This window comes from Proteus vulgaris (assembly GCF_016647575.1).
Taxonomy (GTDB): domain Bacteria; phylum Pseudomonadota; class Gammaproteobacteria; order Enterobacterales; family Enterobacteriaceae; genus Proteus; species Proteus mirabilis_B.
This window is the reverse complement of record NZ_CP032663.1, coordinates 543568-562617: the sequence shown is the minus strand read 5'-3', so window position 1 is coordinate 562617 and position 19050 is coordinate 543568. Positions and strand designations below refer to the sequence as shown.

At 39.6% G+C, this 19050-nt stretch carries 15 protein-coding genes; 6 read left to right on the top strand and 9 right to left on the bottom strand.

The window, feature by feature from the left end; translation table 11 throughout:
* Positions 1 to 67: 67 nt before the first annotated feature.
* The 8 genes from tldD to mreB all read right to left on the bottom strand — a co-directional run bounded on the left by tldD (position 68) and on the right by mreB (position 11000).
* Complete coding sequence (gene tldD, locus D7029_RS02680; RefSeq protein WP_088493814.1) at positions 68 to 1513, bottom strand: metalloprotease TldD; 1446 nt, start codon at positions 1511 to 1513, stop codon at positions 68 to 70.
* Positions 1510 to 2370 (bottom strand): deaminated glutathione amidase, encoded by an 861-nt coding sequence (gene nit1, locus D7029_RS02675; protein WP_088493815.1) that lies wholly within the window; start codon positions 2368 to 2370, stop codon positions 1510 to 1512. Before nit1 ends, tldD begins: the two co-directional genes overlap by 4 nt.
* A complete protein-coding gene (gene yhdP, locus D7029_RS02670) occupies positions 2367 to 6167 on the bottom strand; it encodes an AsmA2 domain-containing protein YhdP (protein WP_194951777.1) in 3801 nt (1266 codons plus the stop codon). Before yhdP ends, nit1 begins: the two co-directional genes overlap by 4 nt.
* Positions 6168 to 6212: 45 nt before the next feature.
* Positions 6213 to 7682, bottom strand: a complete 1470-nt coding sequence (gene rng, locus D7029_RS02665; protein WP_088493817.1) for a ribonuclease G — start codon at positions 7680 to 7682, stop codon at positions 6213 to 6215.
* Positions 7679 to 8266: a Maf family protein gene (locus D7029_RS02660; protein ID WP_088493818.1), complete on the bottom strand. Its 588-nt coding sequence runs from the start codon at positions 8264 to 8266 to the stop codon at positions 7679 to 7681. Before D7029_RS02660 ends, rng begins: the two co-directional genes overlap by 4 nt.
* A 52-nt stretch (positions 8267 to 8318) precedes the next feature.
* Positions 8319 to 8807 (bottom strand): rod shape-determining protein MreD, encoded by a 489-nt coding sequence (gene mreD, locus D7029_RS02655; RefSeq protein WP_088493819.1) that lies wholly within the window; start codon positions 8805 to 8807, stop codon positions 8319 to 8321.
* 5 nt (positions 8808 to 8812) lie between these two features.
* The gene (gene mreC / locus D7029_RS02650) at positions 8813 to 9865 is read right to left on the bottom strand and encodes a rod shape-determining protein MreC (protein ID WP_194951776.1); all 1053 of its coding nucleotides are present in this window, start codon (positions 9863 to 9865) and stop codon (positions 8813 to 8815) included.
* A gap of 91 nt (positions 9866 to 9956) precedes the next feature.
* A complete protein-coding gene (gene mreB, locus D7029_RS02645; protein ID WP_023582893.1) occupies positions 9957 to 11000 on the bottom strand; it encodes a rod shape-determining protein MreB in 1044 nt (347 codons plus the stop codon).
* Positions 11001 to 11688: 688 nt separating this feature from the next.
* Between mreB and D7029_RS02640 the strand changes: the two genes are divergently transcribed.
* From D7029_RS02640 to accC, 4 genes are all read left to right on the top strand, one after another.
* Positions 11689 to 12663 (top strand): MDR family oxidoreductase, encoded by a 975-nt coding sequence (locus D7029_RS02640; protein ID WP_194951775.1) that lies wholly within the window; start codon positions 11689 to 11691, stop codon positions 12661 to 12663.
* A 430-nt stretch (positions 12664 to 13093) separates the two neighbouring features.
* Positions 13094 to 13537 carry a type II 3-dehydroquinate dehydratase gene (gene aroQ, locus D7029_RS02635; protein WP_006535378.1) on the top strand — a complete coding sequence of 148 codons (444 nt, stop codon included), beginning with the start codon at positions 13094 to 13096 and terminating at the stop codon, positions 13535 to 13537.
* Between the two features lie 33 nt (positions 13538 to 13570).
* Positions 13571 to 14041 (top strand): acetyl-CoA carboxylase biotin carboxyl carrier protein, encoded by a 471-nt coding sequence (accB, locus tag D7029_RS02630; protein ID WP_075671489.1) that lies wholly within the window; start codon positions 13571 to 13573, stop codon positions 14039 to 14041.
* Positions 14042 to 14053: 12 nt separating this feature from the next.
* Positions 14054 to 15403 carry an acetyl-CoA carboxylase biotin carboxylase subunit gene (accC, locus tag D7029_RS02625; RefSeq protein ID WP_194951774.1) on the top strand — a complete coding sequence of 450 codons (1350 nt, stop codon included), beginning with the start codon at positions 14054 to 14056 and terminating at the stop codon, positions 15401 to 15403.
* A 73-nt stretch (positions 15404 to 15476) separates the two neighbouring features.
* Here the strand turns inward: accC and D7029_RS02620 are convergent, their stop codons facing one another.
* Positions 15477 to 15935 (bottom strand): Lrp/AsnC family transcriptional regulator, encoded by a 459-nt coding sequence (locus D7029_RS02620; protein WP_194951773.1) that lies wholly within the window; start codon positions 15933 to 15935, stop codon positions 15477 to 15479.
* Between the two features lie 343 nt (positions 15936 to 16278).
* Here D7029_RS02620 and D7029_RS02615 point away from each other — a divergent pair, with 343 nt between their 5' ends.
* Positions 16279 to 17502 (top strand): hypothetical protein, encoded by a 1224-nt coding sequence (locus tag D7029_RS02615; protein ID WP_416384068.1) that lies wholly within the window; start codon positions 16279 to 16281, stop codon positions 17500 to 17502.
* Between the two features lie 28 nt (positions 17503 to 17530).
* On the top strand, positions 17531 to 18733 hold the full coding sequence (locus D7029_RS02610; RefSeq protein ID WP_194951771.1) for a MalY/PatB family protein: 1203 nt from the start codon (positions 17531 to 17533) through the stop codon (positions 18731 to 18733).
* The last annotated feature ends 317 nt before the right edge of the window (positions 18734 to 19050 follow it).

The following is a 19050-nucleotide window of genomic DNA, read 5'->3' as shown; positions in this document are numbered from 1 at the left end:
CGCTGGGATAAAAAACTCCATCAAAAGATGGAGTTTAATTAATACGTATAAATAACTATTAAAAAGATTAAGCAGTACCGCCTACGGTGATCTTATCAAGCTTCAACGTAGGTTGACCCACACCAACAGGGAGGCTTTGTCCTTCTTTACCACAAACGCCGACGCCTTTATCTAAAGCGAGATCATTACCCACCATAGAGACCTGTTGCATCGCTTCAATACCTGAACCAATCAGAGTTGCCCCTTTAATTGGTTTTGTTATTTTTCCATTCTCGATTAAATAAGCTTCAGAGGTTGAGAAAACAAATTTACCCGATGTGATATCAACCTGACCGCCACCAAAGTTTGGTGCGTAAATACCGCGATCAACGCTGGCAATAATTTCTTCAGGAGAAGATTTACCAGCTAACATATAGGTGTTTGTCATACGAGGCATAGGAAGATGCGCATAAGACTCACGACGACCATTTCCTGTTGGTGCAACACCCATTAAACGCGCATTCATCTTATCTTGCATATAGCCTTTTAAGATGCCGTTTTCGATTAAGACATTGTATTGACCCGGAACACCTTCATCGTCGATAGCAACAGAGCCTCGACGGCCTTCAAGAGTACCATCATCAACAATCGTACAAAGCTCGGAAGTGACTTTCTCACCAAGGCGACCAGAAAATACAGAAGTTTCACGGCGGTTGAAATCACCTTCTAAACCATGACCCACAGCTTCATGCAATAATACACCCGGCCATCCTGCGCCTAATACCACAGGCATTGTTCCAGCGGGCGCTGCAATCGCTGATAAATTCACTAATGCCATACGTACTGCTTCACGAGCATAAGTAACTGCATGGCTTTCACCATCTGCTTTAGTTAAGAAATAGTCATAACCAAAGCGACCACCGCCACCACTTGCGCCACGCTCACGTTTGCCATCTTCTTCCACCAGCACACTGACAGAAAGGCGAACTAAAGGACGTACATCAGCGGCTAACGTACCATCGGTTGCTGCAACCAACACATGCTCATAAACACCCGTTAATGACGCATTAACTTGTTTAACGCGTTTATCTTCAGCACGAGCGGCTTTATCTACCTCATGCAATAATGCAATTTTCTCTTCACGAGAGAGGCTTTGCAGAGGATCATTTAAGCTGTATAGCGGAGAATGTTGAATAGCACCTAAAGTATGGATACGACCATTACCTTTAGCCTGAACAATACTTCGTGCAGCATGAGCACTTTGGTTAAGTGCGTTAAGCGTTAGTTGGTCAGCATAAGCAAAACCGGTTTTTTCACCATAAATTGCTCTAACGCCAACACCTTGATCAATATTGTAAGAGCCATCTTTAATGATCTGATCATCGAGGATCCAAGCCTCGTGATAACTTGACTGAAAATAAAGATCACCATAATCAATTTGACGCTGTGCAAGCTGCTCTAGTGTTGATGCTAAATCATCTAAACTAAGTTTGTTTGCTTCCAACAGACTTTCGCTGACAACAGCTAAACTCATAATTCTTCTTTATCCTTAACTTTTTTGATTAAGTGGGTCAGTTTCGGGCGAAAACGGTTATGTTTTACAACTCGGATCTGTTCACGCATACCGTGTAAACTTTCGACGCCAACATTCAGCGTTAGTGCACTGACAGCATCTGGGTTCTTTTTCAAGACTTTACCCCAACCATCAATCGCCATGGTATGGCCCCAAGTCCGGCGCGTATCATGTGTACCCACTTGTGCTGGCGCTAAGATAATACACTGATTTTCAATGGCACGAGCACGTAATAAAGGTTCCCAGTGTGCTTTTCCTGTTAAACGGGTAAAAGCAGCTGGCACAGAGATTATCTCTGCTCCTTTTTCTCTTAATGCTTGGAAAATACCCGGGAAGCGTAAGTCATAACAAATAGTTAAACCTAATTTTCCAACGGGAGTATCAACGACGGTTAGGCGCTCACCGCGTTGATAAATAGAAGACTCGTTATATTCGCCTTGCTCATCATCAATACTGACATCAAACATATGGATTTTGTCATAACGAGCGCGAATAACACCTTCATCATCAAACACCAAACTACTGCTGGTAATTTGATCTGGAGAGTCTCGACTAATCAATGGCATAGAACCGACTAAGATCCATACTTTGTAACGCTGAGCCATTTTAGCGATAGCATTTTGTAAAGGCCCATCGCCCTGAATTTCAGCGTGTTTATGGTAATCTTTAGAGTTTGAAAAAAGTAACGCATTCTCAGGTGTTAATACAAGCTTCACTGAATCGGGTAATTGCTTAATCTGTTGCTCAATTTGCGCTAGATTATTTTTTGTGTTTTTACCGCTACAAAGTTGCAAAAGTGCGACATTAACTTTTTTCATAACGCCTGATTCTCCTTAAGCTGACGCAGTACTTCGTCAATTTTGGGTTGTTCCATAGTTCCGGTCACATGATAACGGATAACTGAAATCTTACTCCAAAGTGGCCCCAGAACCTTTGATGCCGCAAACACTGCGGCGCCTGCAATTGGGTTTATAGCGAATGCAGTAGCAACACCGACTGTTGCTGAAATCTCTGGCGTTACCACAACTTGTAGGTCCATTTTACGTTCAAGTAAATCAACTTTCCCACTGATTGCAATATCGGCAATAACACCATCAACTCGGACACTATCAGCATTCATAATACCTTGATTAATCGTAATTTCACTCTTAATCGAGTCATACTCAAAATGCTCGCTGAAAGTATCTCTAAAATCAAACTGTAATTTACGTAAAAGTGCATCGAAACTCACAAGGCGAAGTAACTTACCGGCTTGTCCGACATTCACTTCTTCTATCCGCCCTTTACCTAAAGTCGATTTGATATCGCCATTTAAGGTCGCAAGATCAAAACTCCACGGCGTATTATGCCATTGTAATGAAAAATCAGCAGAAAGAGGAGATTGCAAAATAGGAACGATATAACCAAAGTAAGCTGCCATTTCATCAATTTCATCTGCTTTTAGCTTACCTTGTAGCTTTGTAGTGTTGTTTCCTGCGATATCGTCCGACCATTCGCCATTAACATGTAGCTCACCGCTACTATTTACTAATTTACCGTTAGTTAAAAGCAATGTGCCATTACTCTGCTTTAATGAACCTTGAATTTGTCCTAAAAGTAGACCATTTACCCAACATTCTCGACATTCAAAATCAATAGAAGGGATATTTTTTACAGAAAATTTCAATACATTAGGATCAGTAGTGTTCGCCATTTTTAACGTTTTTTCTTCTTGGGTAGAAGAGACACCATTAAAATAGAGATAATTAATATTCACTTGCCAAGGTGTTGATGCTTCAGGAATAAACACATCACCTCGTAATTCATTTCCTGAAAATGCAAATTTTACACCCTCACGAATGCGCATAATTTCAGTTTGAGGATCACGCCATTTTTGCCCTGCAAAATTTAAATCAGGCAAACTGATATGCACATTATCAGGAAAAGTGACTTCATTTTCAGACGGCGTTAAAGACGAAAAAGCCATTAATGTTGGCAACCATTTATCACCTTCTAATCCTTTAAGGGCAATAGTTAAGCGTTGTTGTGAACTCAATTCTGGCAATTTAAGAGAAGAAGAAACAAGGTTACCTTGTAATAATCGTAACTGTTTTCCTAATGCCCACTGACTATTTAGCTTCCACTGTTTCTCAGCACTTGCATTCACGCTTAAGGTTTCACTGTTACCCTTTGCAGAAATAACAATAGGCGGTGAATTTTTTAAATCTAGGGTTTCAGGCGCGGTTAATTTGCTACTTAATGCATTGATATTTCCGGTTAAATCGACTTGATAATCGACATCGCCTTTTTCGGGGATCTTAACATTAACCTTGCCACTCCAAGGAAATACACCACTAAATTTCTGTTGAATATCGCTAGGCAATCCTTGAATTTTTTGAATATCCCATTGCCCTTTCAAGCCGACATCAACCTGATAATTATCCGTATCATTGTGACTTGTAAATGAGAAAGCGAGAGGCTGCCCAAACCAATTAGCCGTTAATGTATCACTCTCAAGTTTGTCATTGTGATAACGAAATTGTCCGCTGACACCCTTTAAGGTGGTATCCATAAAATTCAATGTGACATCATTATTTTTTAAATTAATATCACCCGAAGCAACCACATCTTCACCACCAAAAGGAATATCTAATTTCAATGTACCATTGATTTTCCCTGCGACTTTAAGCTCTTCAAGTGTATGGCCAATACTCGCCATTTGAGAATCTAAGAAATACTCTTTCAGCTCGTCACCTGTGGCTTGAATATCTGCATTAATTAAGATCTTTTCTTGTCGATAGCTCTCAATCACCGCACTTAAATTTGTGGCAGTGGCTTTACCCACTTTCGCTTGTGCAGAAGACATCCATAGCCCATCATTTTTAAAATCTAAATTAATATCTAGATCGAATAATGCTGGCCATTCGCTATCAAATTTAAAGGTGGCGTGTTTGACAGGGGCATAAACTTGGAACCACCCTTTGTGATTATCAAAAGGAAAATCGGTGGGATCACCATGAAAAATAAAGGTTCCATTATCGATATTACCCGCAATAATCGCCTCTGAGAGGTATTGTGTCAGCTCTTTACCAACATACTCTTCTGGCAAATAACGCCATGCATCTCCTGCATTTGTCACTCTTACACCTGAGAGTATAGAAAGGCGCTGATCTTCACCTTGTTTCTCATAACGAAAATCACCCGCAACCCATGCTGATGTAGCTTGAACATCTAATCCTTCACTCCAAAGAGATAAGTCATCTCCAGAATAAGTCCAATAAACTGCGCCTTTCCCTTTCTCAATATTCAGTGGTGCTTTAAACAATTCGCCAGTATCTATTTCGCTGTTTGCTAGAGTGAAATTAAGCTCACCGCGTTGCATACTGCCTTTTAATTGCCCACTGAAATGTTGCACGGAAGGGATCTCTTGCCAACGCTTCCAACCCACATTTTCCCAAGAGAGATTAATCGCGCTTTGCTCGAAATGCTCAGGAGTGAGATCTAATGCAAAATCATTAACTACCCCAGAGAATTGGCGATACTGCCATTGACGAACAAAATCAGGTGTTAAAAAAGAGAATAATGGCAATACAGCATATAGCCTATCTAACTCAATATTTTTGGCACGAATACGCCATGCTTCGTCATGTTGTTTTTCTTTTGGTTGATAAAGAACTGCTAAATAACCATCAGGCCACTCTTCACCATCCATTATAATTTTTCGAGTATAAGGAATATCTGCAAGCCAACCATTTTCTTGCCTTCTCATCCGCAATATTAAGTCTTCAACTTTTAATGCATGCGAGGTTCCATCACTACTCCAGTCCATTTCACCTTGATGAATTTGCAACTGACTTCCCGTAATACGTCCTTGAGTAATTTCAATCCAGTTAGATAAACTCGCTTTAGCTTCGCCTACCCCACTATTATTTTTTACCCACTGACTAAGCCAAGGTGAGATATCAATATCATCTGCGGTAAGAAATACCTTACCGTTATCGATTAAACCGTTCTCTGTGGTATAGAGATCAAGACGTACCTTTAAGCCACCATAATGATTAATCGGTGTATCAAGAGTGACTTCGCCTTGAGCACGATGACGATTTTTTTGATTTAACCACATCAATTCAGGCACATGTAATGTACTGGTGTCTCCTGAAGGAGTTAAAAAAACAAAACGGCTTTCAATCAGTTTAAAGCGATCAAACTGTTCAAGGAAAATGGCAGAAATATCATCAGGTTTAGTTAACGTTATATCCCCACTTTGCCCAGTAAAAATAGGACTATGGTAATTAACATATAACTGTTCAAAGGTCAGTTCACGAAAATGAAGGCGAAAAGCGAATAATGAACGCCAAACGTCAAAAGAAAAAGTCACTTTTTCTGCCGTAACGTTCACATCTTTATTGGTAATATTCAGCCCTTCAACTTGAATATCAGGACCAAAATTTTGCCACTCTCCCACGATCTTTGTCATGGAGACAGGGCTATTGAGTTGCTTCGTAAGATACGATTCTATTTCAGAACGATAACTATCTAAGCGAGGCAGAAAGTAGCGAAATCCGCTTAATACCAAGGCAAAAACGATGAGGCAAAAAACTGTTATCACTAACAGGTATTTAGGCAGCCGCTTCATTTTTGTCTCCTTTCTGCCATCATATTCATTAGGAAGGCGAATCCATTACATCATCACCACATCAAATTGCTCCTGACTATAGAGTAGCTCAGTTTGCACTTTCACTTGTTTACCGACAAAAATTTCAACCTCTGCTAATGCATGTGACTCATCGCCTTTTAATGTGTCTGCCACTGCTGAAGAGGCGTAAACCAAGAAGCGATCTGCATCAATCGTTTTATGCACGCGCACTATTTCACGTAAAATCTCATAACAAACCGTTTCAACTGATTTTACCGTACCTCGCCCTTGGCAAGTTGGGCAGTCATCACAAAGAACATGTTCGAGACTTTCTCGAGTTCTTTTACGAGTCATTTCCACTAAGCCAAGTTGAGAGAAGCCATTAATCGTTGTTTTCACTCTATCTTTACTTAGTGCTTGTTCAAGTGATGCCAATACTCTGCGTTTATGTTCATCATTATTCATATCAATAAAGTCAATAATGATGATACCGCCTAAATTACGTAACCGTAATTGACGAGCAATGGCTTGGCTTGCTTCAATATTAGTATTAAAAATCGTTTCTTCTAAATTTCTATGACCAACAAATGCCCCTGTATTGATATCAATAGTGGTCATTGCTTCAGTTTGATCGATAATTAAATAACCACCTGATTTCAATTCAACTTTGCGCTCTAAAGCCCGTTGAATTTCACTTTCCACACCATAGAGATCAAAAATAGGCTGATTGCCTTGGTGTAATTCAAGTTTAGCGGTCAATTCAGGAATATATTCACCAATAAATTCCTGTAATTGATTGTAGGTTAATTTAGAATCAACTCGTATGCTATCTAATTCAGAACCTGCGAAATCACGTAAAATACGCTGCGCTAAAGCCAGTTCGCCATAAATTTGAATGCGAGTTTTATTTCTTTTCTTACGCTCAATGATTTTATTCCATAAGCGTTTAAGAAAAGCGGCATCTTGCTTAATTTCATTCTCGCCAACACCTTCAGCGGCTGTACGAATAATAAAACCGCCATTTTCATCGCAATACTCTTCAACGAGTTGTTTTAAGCGCTCACGCTCTTCTTCACTGTCAATTCGCTGAGAAACGCCCACATGAGATGCGCCAGGCATAAAGACCAAATAACGAGAAGGCAATGTAATATCAGTGGTAAGGCGAGCGCCTTTGGTTCCTAAAGGATCTTTAACCACTTGTACAATTAAGTCTTGTCCTTGATGCACCAGTTGTGCAATATCACGAACATTAAATTTTTTCTGCTCTTCACCCGCAATGCATTCGGTGTGAGGCATAATATCAGAAGCATGTAGAAAAGCGGCTTTATCCAGCCCGATGTCAATAAATGCAGCTTGCATCCCGGGTAATACGCGACTTACCCGACCTTTGTAGATGTTTCCGACGATACCTCGTTTTGCTTCTCTTTCGACATGAATTTCTTGAAGTATGCCTCCACGAATATAGGCAACACGAGTTTCAGATGGCGTCACATTCACTAATAACTCAGCTGTCATGAAATCTCCTTCTCATTAGCTAGAGACGAAAATTGAGCTATCAACGCTTCGGTTTCAACAAGAGGCAATCCGACAACAGCATGATAACTTCCCTCAATCCGTTGAACAAAACGGCCTCCTTTTCCTTGAATACCGTAAGCGCCAGCTTTATCCATTGGCTCTCCTGACTCAATATACGCGCTAATCTCACTCTCTGTCATCTCTCTAAAAGTGACGTGTGTGACGACTAATTGACTCAATGTACGTGTTCTATTAGAGATAGCAATTGCCGTCATCACTTGATGTGTTGCGCCTGAAAGTGAACGTAGGATTTGCGCGGCATGAGTTTTATCACGAGGCTTTTCAAGAATATGACCATCATGAACCACAATAGTATCAGAGCCTAAAACGGGATAATCATGAGGTGCTTGTCTTACACCTTCTTGTGATTTTTCTTTTGCCAAACGAAGAACATACTCTTCTGGCTTTTCACCTTGTTGCCAAATTTCATCAATTGCTGGCGTGATAATACTAAATTCAATATCTAATAACGCGAGAAGTTCACGTCTTCTTGGTGAGCTGGAAGCAAGGTAAAGCGTGGTCACAAATAATGTCCTCATGACGGTAACGCAAAAGTGACCGCCATGATCCAATAACTTAGTGAACTAAAAACTGGTGACGGATTTTGCGAAGCAAAAAATAAAGCCATGGCCAAAGAATACCACTGACTGGGCTATTCCAGAATACTTGAGGGTGAAAAGTCACAGGTGAAAGTAAAAATTCCGCCCAAAATACAGTAAGATCAACAACGACAACACTTAACATCACCACTAAGGCTTGTTGCCATAACGCTAAATTACAAAAAAGCTGATATTTAAAGGCGATGACATAACTCACTAAAGTATAAGCCAGTGCATTAACGCCTAAGGTCGTTCCTTGGACTAAGTCCATAATCATACCCAAGACAAATGCAGTTCCGACACTGACACGATGAGGAATCGCGGTTATCCAATAAATAAGAAACAGCATAGGCCAAATAGGTCGATACACTGCTAACTGTTCTGGCCATGGCATAATTTGTAAAACCAATGCGACAAGAAAAGAGAGCCAAACTACCCAACGCCCACGACTTTGATATGGATTCATCGTGTCTACCTACTTCTATTGGTATTTGCAGGTGTATTTGTTGCAGCAGGCGTTGTTGCTGGTGTCTCAGTTCCGTTAGTCCCTTCAGCCGTATTATCTAACGGCTCTTGAGACATAGAACGAGGAAGCGGTGGCCCTGCTTGTTCATAATTAGGTAAAACTTGAGGCATCAGTTGCATTAAACGCTCATTAGCAGCGTGATAAACCTCTGAAGGCAGAGGGGGCTCTCCCGTTTTATCTGATGCATTCCATAATAAAAGCAAATAGCGTAAACGTTGTAGCTCAGCTGATGGACGAACATTAATCACGGAATAAGCCCGTTGATTATCCACTTTAACGGAAGACACCACACCAACCGGATAACCTTCTGGGAAACGACCGCCCAATCCTGATGTCACTAAAACATCGCCTACACGAATATCAATATTGGCAGGTAATGCTTCTAACAATAAATCATCAGCACAACCCGCACCAGAAGCTATAACACGAATATCGTTACGTAAAACTTGTACTGGTAATGCATGAGAAGTGTCACATATTAATAGAACACGACTCGTAAGCTCACTTACGGCAATAACTTGTCCTACAACACCTTTATCACTAATAACAGGTTGTCCTTCATAGACGCCATCATTGGTTCCTTTATCAATAACCACTTGATCTCGATAAGGCGTACTATTACCAGACAGCACTTGTGTCACTGTCATTTGTTCATTTTGGCGCAGTGGTGAACCAAGTAATTCTCGTAAACGGGCATTCTCTTGCTTAAATTGTTCAAGTAATTGGCTTTCTCCGCTACGAACTAACAACTCTTTTCTTAACGCTTGATTCTCAAATTGTAAACGCTCACGCGTGGCAAATGTTTCTGAAATTTGATCAAGGAAACGGCGTGGGCCATTTGCAAGAAAATAGAAGGGACTAACAGCAGTATCAAGATACTGGCGGACTTTAGAAAATGCACCAATACGGTTATCAGCAATCAATAAAGAGATAGCGACAACCACGGCGATTATTAATCTTAGTTGCAGGGAAGGGCCCCGACTAAAAATTGGCTTCATAAACTCTAAGATCACTCACACGGAGAAGTAAAAGAACAGGCGTTAATATTCTCACCAAGGGGGAATCCATTCTCCCTTGTTAGAATTAATCTCAATCTTCGCTAAACAGATCGCCACCGTGCATATCGATCATTTCTAATGCTTTACCACCACCACGTGCAACACAAGTCAGTGGATCTTCAGCCACAATCACCGGAATACCTGTTTCTTCCATTAATAAACGGTCTAGGTTACGTAATAACGCACCACCACCGGTTAATACCATGCCGCGCTCTGAAATATCAGAAGCCAACTCTGGCGGGCATTGTTCTAATGCAACCATGACTGCACTTACAATACCTGTTAATGGTTCCTGTAAGGCTTCAAGAATTTCATTAGAGTTTAATGTAAAGCTACGAGGTACACCTTCTGCAAGGTTACGACCGCGAACTTCAATCTCATTGACTTCATCAGAAGGGTAAGCTGAACCAATATCGTGTTTGATACGTTCTGCGGTTGCTTCACCAATCAGTGAGCCGTAGTTACGACGCACATAGTTAATGATAGCTTCATCAAAACGGTCACCGCCGATACGAACAGAAGAAGAGTAAACGACACCGTTTAATGAGATCACGGCAACTTCTGTTGTACCACCACCAATATCAACCACCATTGAGCCTGTTGCTTCAGAAACAGGTAAACCTGCACCGATTGCCGCAGACATAGGTTCTTCAATTAAGAACACCTCGCGAGCACCTGCACTTAATGCTGATTCACGGATAGCTCTGCGTTCTACTTGAGTTGCCCCTACTGGTACACAGACTAATACACGAGGACTTGGACGCATAAAGCTATTGTTATGAACCTGTTTTATGAAGTGCTGAAGCATTTTTTCGGTTACATAAAAATCAGCAATCACACCGTCTTTCATTGGACGGATAGCAGCGATATTCCCAGGTGTACGCCCTAACATCTGTTTGGCTTCATGCCCTACAGCTGCAACACTTTTTGATGTGCCAGCGCGATCTTGACGAATAGCGACAACGGAGGGTTCATCGAGAACAATACCCTGTCCTTTGACATAAATAAGGGTATTGGCGGTACCCAAGTCAATAGACAAATCGTTGGAAAACATGCCACGAAATTTTTTAAACATACGAAAGGATAATCCTGCAAGCCGGGACGGAAAAATCCGTCTACTCTATCAACCACAATAAGCAGCGACAAGGCGCGATTCACTACTTAAATTAAAGTGGACACGTAAATAATCATAAAGGCACAATATTCTACGTTACTTTTCCCAATTGGAGCAGAAAAAAACTGCATAAAAATGGGCTAATTAGAACGATTAACGCATAATTTCGATCCTACGCTGTTCATATTTAAGTTATGTAACAATACAAACAACGTTCACATCAATAAAGAAAAATCTCACTTCGTTGCCAAACTGTGACTCAAAAGTCTCGTTGCAAGTTCAAATAAAATTTATTCATTTGAATAAACACAATCACTCTATTGATATTAAATGGTGTTTCACCGGCAAAATTTGACTGAGATAACAACCAGAGTACCTACCTCGAATACTTCTAAGGCAACACATTATCTTTATTTCGAGTAATAAAGAGAAATGCTAATTTTTATCCAATCGTAAACCATTAACGGTGTTATCTAATAACCAAGATATAAAACTCAGAATAATCTCTGCCCCAATAAACGTAGGACCCCCGTTTATACACTAAAAAAGGATTATTTGTCTCATTATTACAATAGATATTGTGCACAATCACGACGAGATCTAAAAAATCACCTATCATGACACAAATAGAAATCGATGAGGGGTCAAGATGAAAGCATTATTAGTAGAACAAAATGACAACAAACTCAGTGCCAGCATACAAAGTGTTGATGAAAAAACACTGCCTATTCATGAAGTTATTGTCGACATCCATTACTCAACGCTTAACTATAAAGATGGACTCGCGATCACAGGCAAAGGAAAAATCCTGCGCCAATTCCCAATGGTACCGGGAATCGATTTTTCAGGCGTTGTTCATCACACCGAAGATCCTCGCTTCCATATTGGTCAACATGTTTTATTAACTGGCTGGGGTGTAGGTGAAAACCACTGGGGTGGTCTTGCACAAAAAGCGGGGGTAAAAGGTGATTGGCTAACGGTAGTGCCAGAAGGACTCTCTTTAAAAAATGCCATGACAATTGGAACTGCGGGTTTTACTGCCATGCTTTGTGTAATGGCATTAGAACAAGGCGGTATCACACCTGAAAGTGGTGATATTTTAGTCACTGGAGCCAGCGGTGGTGTTGGAAGTACCGCCATTAGTTTGCTAACAGCATTAGGCTACCAAGTTACCGCATTAAGTGGCAGAGCGAGTAACCATGACTATTTACGCAAACTCGGTGCCAAAAATATTATCACTCGTGAAGAGTTTGAACCTGCAGGTAGAGCTTTAGATAAACAACGCTGGGCGGGTGCAATTGATACCGTAGGAGGGCAAATTCTTGCCAATATTCTGTCACAAACAAACTATAACGGAACCGTAGCGGCTTGTGGATTAGCAGGTGGTTTCTCTTTACCAACCACAGTCATGCCTTTTATTTTACGTAATGTTCGCTTACAGGGTGTCGATTCTGTTTATTTTCCAGCAGAAAAACGCGCTCAAGTTTGGCAACGTTTATTAAAATTACTGCCAGAAACGTTCTATCAACAAGCGACAACAGAAATTACGCTTGATGAGGTTCCTCGTTATGCCCAAATGATTATGGATAATCAGGTAACAGGTCGAACCTTAGTAAAGCTCTAATTTTCGGTTTTTATCTGCTTATTTCTGGCATTAACTCACCTTATTTAGTGCCAGAATAAGCTTCTTTGTGTGTGAAAGTGATATTAAATTGTGACACAGATCACATTTATGATATATATTGATGATTAGTCTCAAAGAAGCTCAGATTTCCAGTGACATCAATAAATAACGTAGTGTTATGATTATTTTTTAGACACCTGTTTATTTTGCTTTCTCGCGTTTACAATCTTGTAAAAACTTTTAACTTTTCATCAAAATAAACCCTTCATTCCCTGATTAGACCAGTATTTTGCTGTTATCTTCTGTGAAATGTCTATAATGTCGGACTTTGTGATATGTATCGTAGCATTGGATACAATAAAAGATGACAAAACGAAAAGCACAGGTTATTTTGTCATTTCGTTGACGAATTGACGGAGATAGAAGCATAATGTCGGAAAATTTTCATATTTTGCTCCTGAATGGTCCGAATCTAAACCTGCTTGGAACAAGAGAGCCGGAAACCTACGGACACTTAACTCTGGATGATATCGTTCAAAGTTTGTCAGCAGATGCTCAGGCATTAAATGTGAAACTCAGTCATTTTCAGTCTAACGCTGAATTTGAGCTGATAAATAAAATTCATGCAGCTCGGGGTAATGTCGATTATATATTAATCAACCCTGCAGCTTTCACGCATACCAGTGTTGCACTGCGTGATGCATTATTAGGGGTGAATATTCCATTTATTGAAATTCACCTGTCCAATGTCTACAGTCGGGAGCCTTTCCGTCACCATTCATATCTCTCTGATATCGCAACAGGCGTAATCTGTGGATTAGGTGCAGAAGGTTATCGGTTTGCTTTACAGGCAGCGGTCAGCCGCTTGTCTTAATAAAAAACATCAAAAAGAGTACGGAATCAACTCATGGATATTCGTAAAATTAAAAAACTGATCGAGCTAGTCGAAGAGTCTGGCATTTCTGAACTGGAAATCTCTGAAGGTGAAGAGTCAGTACGTATTAGTCGTAACTCTGGTCTTCAGGGTCAAATGGCTCCTCAGCAATATTTTGCGGCACCAGTGGCACCTCAACCTGCATTAGCAAATGCGGTTGCGCCTGTAGCGCCAGAAACACCAGCAGCTACACCAGCGCAAGAAATCAGCGGTCACGTTGTTCGTTCACCTATGGTCGGAACGTTCTACCGCTCACCAAGCCCTGAAGCTAAGAAATTTGTTGAAGTCGGTCAGCAAGTCAATGTAGGCGATACTCTGTGCATCGTTGAAGCAATGAAAATGATGAACCAGATTGAATCTGACAAAGCGGGTGTTGTTAAATCTATCCTTTGCCAAGACGGCGACAACGTTGAGTTTGACGCTCCACTCTTTGTTATCGAATAACGAGGCAGGTCCATGCTAGAAAAAATCCTCATTGCCAACCGTGGTGAGATAGCACTGCGTATCCTAAGAGCATGTAAAGAGCTTGGGATCAAAGCAGTCGCTGTACACTCCACGGCAGACCGTGATTTAAAACACGTTCTGCTGGCAGACGAGACTATCTGTATTGGTCCCGCTGCTTCAGCAAAAAGTTACCTAAATATCCCTGCAATTATTGCAGCGGCTGAGATCAGTGGCGCACAAGCCATTCATCCAGGATACGGTTTCCTGTCTGAAAATGCTGATTTCGCAGAGCAAGTTGAACGCTCAGGCTTTATTTTTATCGGTCCGAAAGCTGAAACCATCCGCCTAATGGGTGACAAAGTTTCTGCTATTGAAGCGATGAAAAAAGCAGGTGTTCCTTGTGTACCAGGATCAGACGGTCCTTTAGGTAACGATACTGCGAAAAATATTGAAATTGCTAAACGTATTGGCTACCCAGTTATCATCAAAGCCTCTGGTGGCGGTGGTGGACGCGGTATGCGTGTTGTTCGTTCTGAAAAAGATCTAGAACAATCCATTACAATGACGCGTGCGGAAGCAAAAGCGGCATTTAGCAACGACATGGTATACATGGAAAAATACCTTGAAAACCCACGCCATGTTGAAATTCAAGTTATGGCTGATGGTCAAGGTAATGCAATCTATTTGGCTGAACGTGATTGCTCAATGCAACGTCGTCACCAAAAAGTGGTTGAAGAAGCACCAGCACCGGGGATTACCCCTGAAATCCGTAAAAATATCGGCGAACGCTGTGCGAACGCATGTATTGAAATCGGCTATCGTGGTGCAGGTACATTCGAATTCTTGTATGAAAATGGTGAATTCTACTTTATTGAGATGAACACCCGTATTCAGGTTGAACATCCAGTAACAGAAATGATCACTGGCATCGACTTAATCAAAGAACAGTTACGCATTGCATCTGGCTTACCTTTATCAGTAACGCAAGATCAAGTTAACGTTCATGGTCATGCAATTGAATGTCGTATCAACGCAGAAGATCCAAAAACCTTCATGCCAAGCCCGGGTACAATCACTCGCTTCCACTCACCAGGTGGATTTGGCGTGCGTTGGGAATCGCATATTTACGCTGGTTATACTGTTCCACCTCACTATGATTCAATGATTGGTAAATTGATCACTTACGGTGAAACACGCGAAATCGCAATCTCTCGCATGAAGAATGCGCTGGCGGAACTTATCATTGATGGTATTAAAACCAATATTGAACTACACCAGTTCATTATGAATGATGAGCAATTCCAAAAAGGTGGTACCAACATTCACTACCTTGAAAAACGTTTAGGTTTAGCTGAGAAATAATCTTTCTCGCTTAACAAGAAAAGGCATAGTTTATTAACTATGCCTTTTTTATTGCAGATTTTCTAATGGGTATTTATTTAATAGGGAACCCTTTAAAAGGTTTTATTTCTCTAATACTAAAGCTGGTATTCATCTCTTTGATATTGCCAATTGCGCGCACTTTCATCATTGAAACGTTATGAAAATCTTCCATATCTTTAACGACCAGTTGCAACATATAGTCGTATCGCCCTGAGATATTATGACAAGAAATCACATTATCAATTTTCATTATTTCTTGTTCAAAATGCGCCATATTATCTTCAGAATGCAGATCTAACGTGATGTTCATAAATGCATAAAAATTAAACCCTAAATGCTTAGGTTCAATTATTGCTCGATAATTCTTTATCACTCCCTTTTCTAATGCCTTAAGTCGCTTCCAGCAAGCCGGTGGGGATAAAAAAACACGCTTAGCAATTTCCGCATTATTTAATCGCCCTTCTTCTTGTAACAACTTAAGGATCCCCATATCCGTTTTGTCAAGATCCATCCTATTTGCACCTCTGTGACATTAATCAAAATAACGTTTTTATCAAAGATAATTAATTTATAGCCCAATTTTATCGAATTTTATTAATAAATAAGTCTGTATTGCTTCCAATATGGAGAAATAATTAATCACACTAATTGCTAAAATCATCCTCGAAGTATCGTTATTCAGCTAATACAAAATGATTAGAAATCATGTTCCAAAAATAAACTTAACAAAACAAATACTATAAATTTTACTTTCACATGGGATTACATGTATGACCTTATTAGAACAAAAAGTTGATAGGGCCTCTCTCTCAAAAGAAGAATGGAAAAAATTAACTCGATTTGATAATACCGATATGGGGTGGATTATTATCAGTATCGGTATGGCAATTGGTGCAGGTATTGTTTTTTTACCCGTACAAGTTGGCTTAATTGGGTTATGGGTATTTCTACTCTCTTCTATTATTGGCTACCCTGCCATGTACCTCTTTCAACGCCTGTTTATCAATACCCTTGCCGACTCTAAAGAATGTAAAGACTACCCAAGTGTTATCGAAGGCTATCTTGGTAAAAACTGGGGAATGTTTTTAGGTTTACTTTATTTCTTAATGTTGGTGATATGGATTTTTGCTTATCCGACTGCACTTACCAATGATACCGCCTCTTATCTACACACCTTTGGTGTCACAGAAGGATTACTGTCAGAAAATCCATTCTATGGCCTAATTCTTATCTCATTTCTCGTATTAATTGCATCACGAAGCGAAGAGTTATTATTTAAAATCTCAAGCTTTATGGTGTTATCTAAATTATTGGTTGTGTTTGCGCTGGGTGTCATGATGATCAGCATGTGGGATCTATCGAAAAACATCGATACCTTCCCGCCTTTTAGCCTATTAATTAAAAACGCTATTATTACCCTACCTTTTACGCTTACTTCTATACTCTTTATTCAATCCCTTAGCCCAATGGTAATTTCTTATCGTGCTAAAAATAAGTCGATTGAAGTCGCTCGCTACAAAGCCCTAAGAGCCATGAATATCTCTTTCGGTACACTATTTTGTGTTGTCTTCTTCTATGCGGTTTCTTTTACTTTTGCCATTGGACATGATGAAGCGGTTAAAGCCTATGAACAGAATATTTCTGCACTAGCGATCGCAGCACAATTTATTGAGGGTGATGCGGCTAAATACGTGACTCCCGTCGGCGTGGCACTCAATATCTTTGCATTTATGACGGCATTCTTTGGGGTCTATCTTGGCTTTAAAGAAGCAGTACAAGGCTTAGTCATGAATGCTCTTACTCGTATTATTCCTGCAGAAAAAATCAATCAGAAAGTCCTCTCGCTCTGTATTGTCATTTTCACTGTCGTTATTGCGTGGGGAGCCATTGTTCTTAATCTTCCAGTATTGATGTTCACTTCAATATGTAGCCCTATTTTCGGGATTGTAGGTTGTCTTATTCCCGCTTATTTAGTTTACAAAGTACCTTCATTGCACCGCTATAAAGGTGGATCACTGTATTTAATTATTTTTACGGGCATCCTGCTTTGTATTTCTCCTTTCTTAAAATTTATTTAATTAAATTAGATGTATTAAAGGCTTAACCATGAAATATAACTTTGATGAAATTATAGATAGAAAAGATACCGATGCTTTAAATTATGATGGTTGGCGTCAGTATATTTTTAAAGCAGAAAAAGATGCACAATTTGCCTTCGCTGATAATGAGTTTATTAGAATGTGGGTTGCGGATATGGATTTCTCTACTCCTCCTGAAGTGCTTGATGCCATTAAAGCGCGCCTCGATAGAAAAATATTAGGTTATACCAAAGTGTATGATGACGAGTATTACCAAATATTTAAAGATTGGTGCCAAAGACATTATGATTGGGAAATTGATCCGCGTGAAATCGTATTATCACCGGGTATTATTCCTGCATTAAATCGCCTAGTGCCTTTATTAATAAAAGAAGATGAAAGTATCCTTATTCAAACACCTTCTTATACGCCATTTAAGCAAGCGGGAGATTATAATTTTCGCCAAGTGATCTACTCTGATTTATTAGAAAAAGACGGTGAGTATGCTGTCGACTTTGCCGATATGGAACGCAAAATTAAAGATAAATCACTTAATATTAAGCTCTTTATTTTATGTAATCCTCAAAACCCAACGGGTAAAGTATGGACTGAAGAAGAGCTAATTAAGATGGGGAAACTCTGTGTTGAAAATGATATTTGGATGATATCAGATGAAATACATTGTGATTTATTACGTAACGGTGTGACGCATACCCCTATTGCTAAACTTTTCCCTCATTATGAGAAAATTGTTACCTGCATGGCTCCAAGCAAGACATTTAATCTTGCAGGTAATCTGATGTCTCATATTTTTATTAAAGATGAAGAAGTAAAAAAAGAGTGGCTTCGTCTTTATGATGACTTTATTTCACCATTAAGTTTAGTTGCAACAAAAGCCGCTTATTCTCAATGTGATGAATGGTTAAAAGAACTAAGAAACTATCTCGATGATAACTTTAAATTAGTACAAGAATTTACTCAGACTCATTTTCCAAAAGCAAACTTTAAAATACCTGATTCAACCTATTTAGCATGGATTAATTTGGCAGATTATTTACCTAAAGATGTCGATAACCAACAGCTTTCACTCTATTTTGCTAATAAAACAGGCATTTTATTAGAAGGTGGAAATATGTTTGTAAGTAATGGCGATAACTATATTCGTATTAACCTTGCTTGTCCTCGTGCCATTATCAAAGAAGGTTTAGAAAGAATAAAAAATGCCCTTTAATTTTTAATTTATGAGATGAGTAAAACAAAGAAGAGCACCACGTTTGATTAATTTATTTCAGTGTCTGCTCTTCTTTTCTTCTATTTCCATTATCTTAAACACCCTATTTGTGGCGATTATTTCAACAGTTTATTTGTTGATTAATATACAAATCTATCTTTATTGTATTATTTTCTTAATAGAAAATAGTCACTAATCCTTTTAAAACAATAAGATAATCTATTTTTAATATCCCTTCGAGACTTTGTGATTAATTTTCACTGAATCAATACTCACTTTCCCGTACAATCCTCCCATTCATTTTTAACCCTATTAAG

Excerpts from the sequence above, each read along its gene's own strand:
- mreD (WP_088493819.1), bottom strand. The coding sequence starts at position 8,807 with ATGAATCCATATCAAAGTCGTGGGCGTTGGGTAGTTTGGCTCTCTTTT.
- aroQ (WP_006535378.1), top strand. The coding sequence starts at position 13,094 with ATGTCGGAAAATTTTCATATTTTGCTCCTGAATGGTCCGAATCTAAAC.
- D7029_RS02620 (WP_194951773.1), bottom strand. The coding sequence starts at position 15,935 with ATGGATCTTGACAAAACGGATATGGGGATCCTTAAGTTGTTACAAGAA.
- D7029_RS02640 (WP_194951775.1), top strand. The coding sequence starts at position 11,689 with ATGAAAGCATTATTAGTAGAACAAAATGACAACAAACTCAGTGCCAGC.
- nit1 (WP_088493815.1), bottom strand. The coding sequence starts at position 2,370 with ATGAAAAAAGTTAATGTCGCACTTTTGCAACTTTGTAGCGGTAAAAAC.
- rng (WP_088493817.1), bottom strand. The coding sequence starts at position 7,682 with ATGACAGCTGAGTTATTAGTGAATGTGACGCCATCTGAAACTCGTGTT.
- D7029_RS02615 (WP_416384068.1), top strand. The coding sequence starts at position 16,279 with ATGGGGTGGATTATTATCAGTATCGGTATGGCAATTGGTGCAGGTATT.
- accB (WP_075671489.1), top strand. The coding sequence starts at position 13,571 with ATGGATATTCGTAAAATTAAAAAACTGATCGAGCTAGTCGAAGAGTCT.
- mreB (WP_023582893.1), bottom strand. The coding sequence starts at position 11,000 with ATGTTTAAAAAATTTCGTGGCATGTTTTCCAACGATTTGTCTATTGAC.
- accC (WP_194951774.1), top strand. The coding sequence starts at position 14,054 with ATGCTAGAAAAAATCCTCATTGCCAACCGTGGTGAGATAGCACTGCGT.
- mreC (WP_194951776.1), bottom strand. The coding sequence starts at position 9,865 with ATGAAGCCAATTTTTAGTCGGGGCCCTTCCCTGCAACTAAGATTAATA.
- tldD (WP_088493814.1), bottom strand. The coding sequence starts at position 1,513 with ATGAGTTTAGCTGTTGTCAGCGAAAGTCTGTTGGAAGCAAACAAACTT.
- D7029_RS02610 (WP_194951771.1), top strand. The coding sequence starts at position 17,531 with ATGAAATATAACTTTGATGAAATTATAGATAGAAAAGATACCGATGCT.
- yhdP (WP_194951777.1), bottom strand. The coding sequence starts at position 6,167 with ATGAAGCGGCTGCCTAAATACCTGTTAGTGATAACAGTTTTTTGCCTC.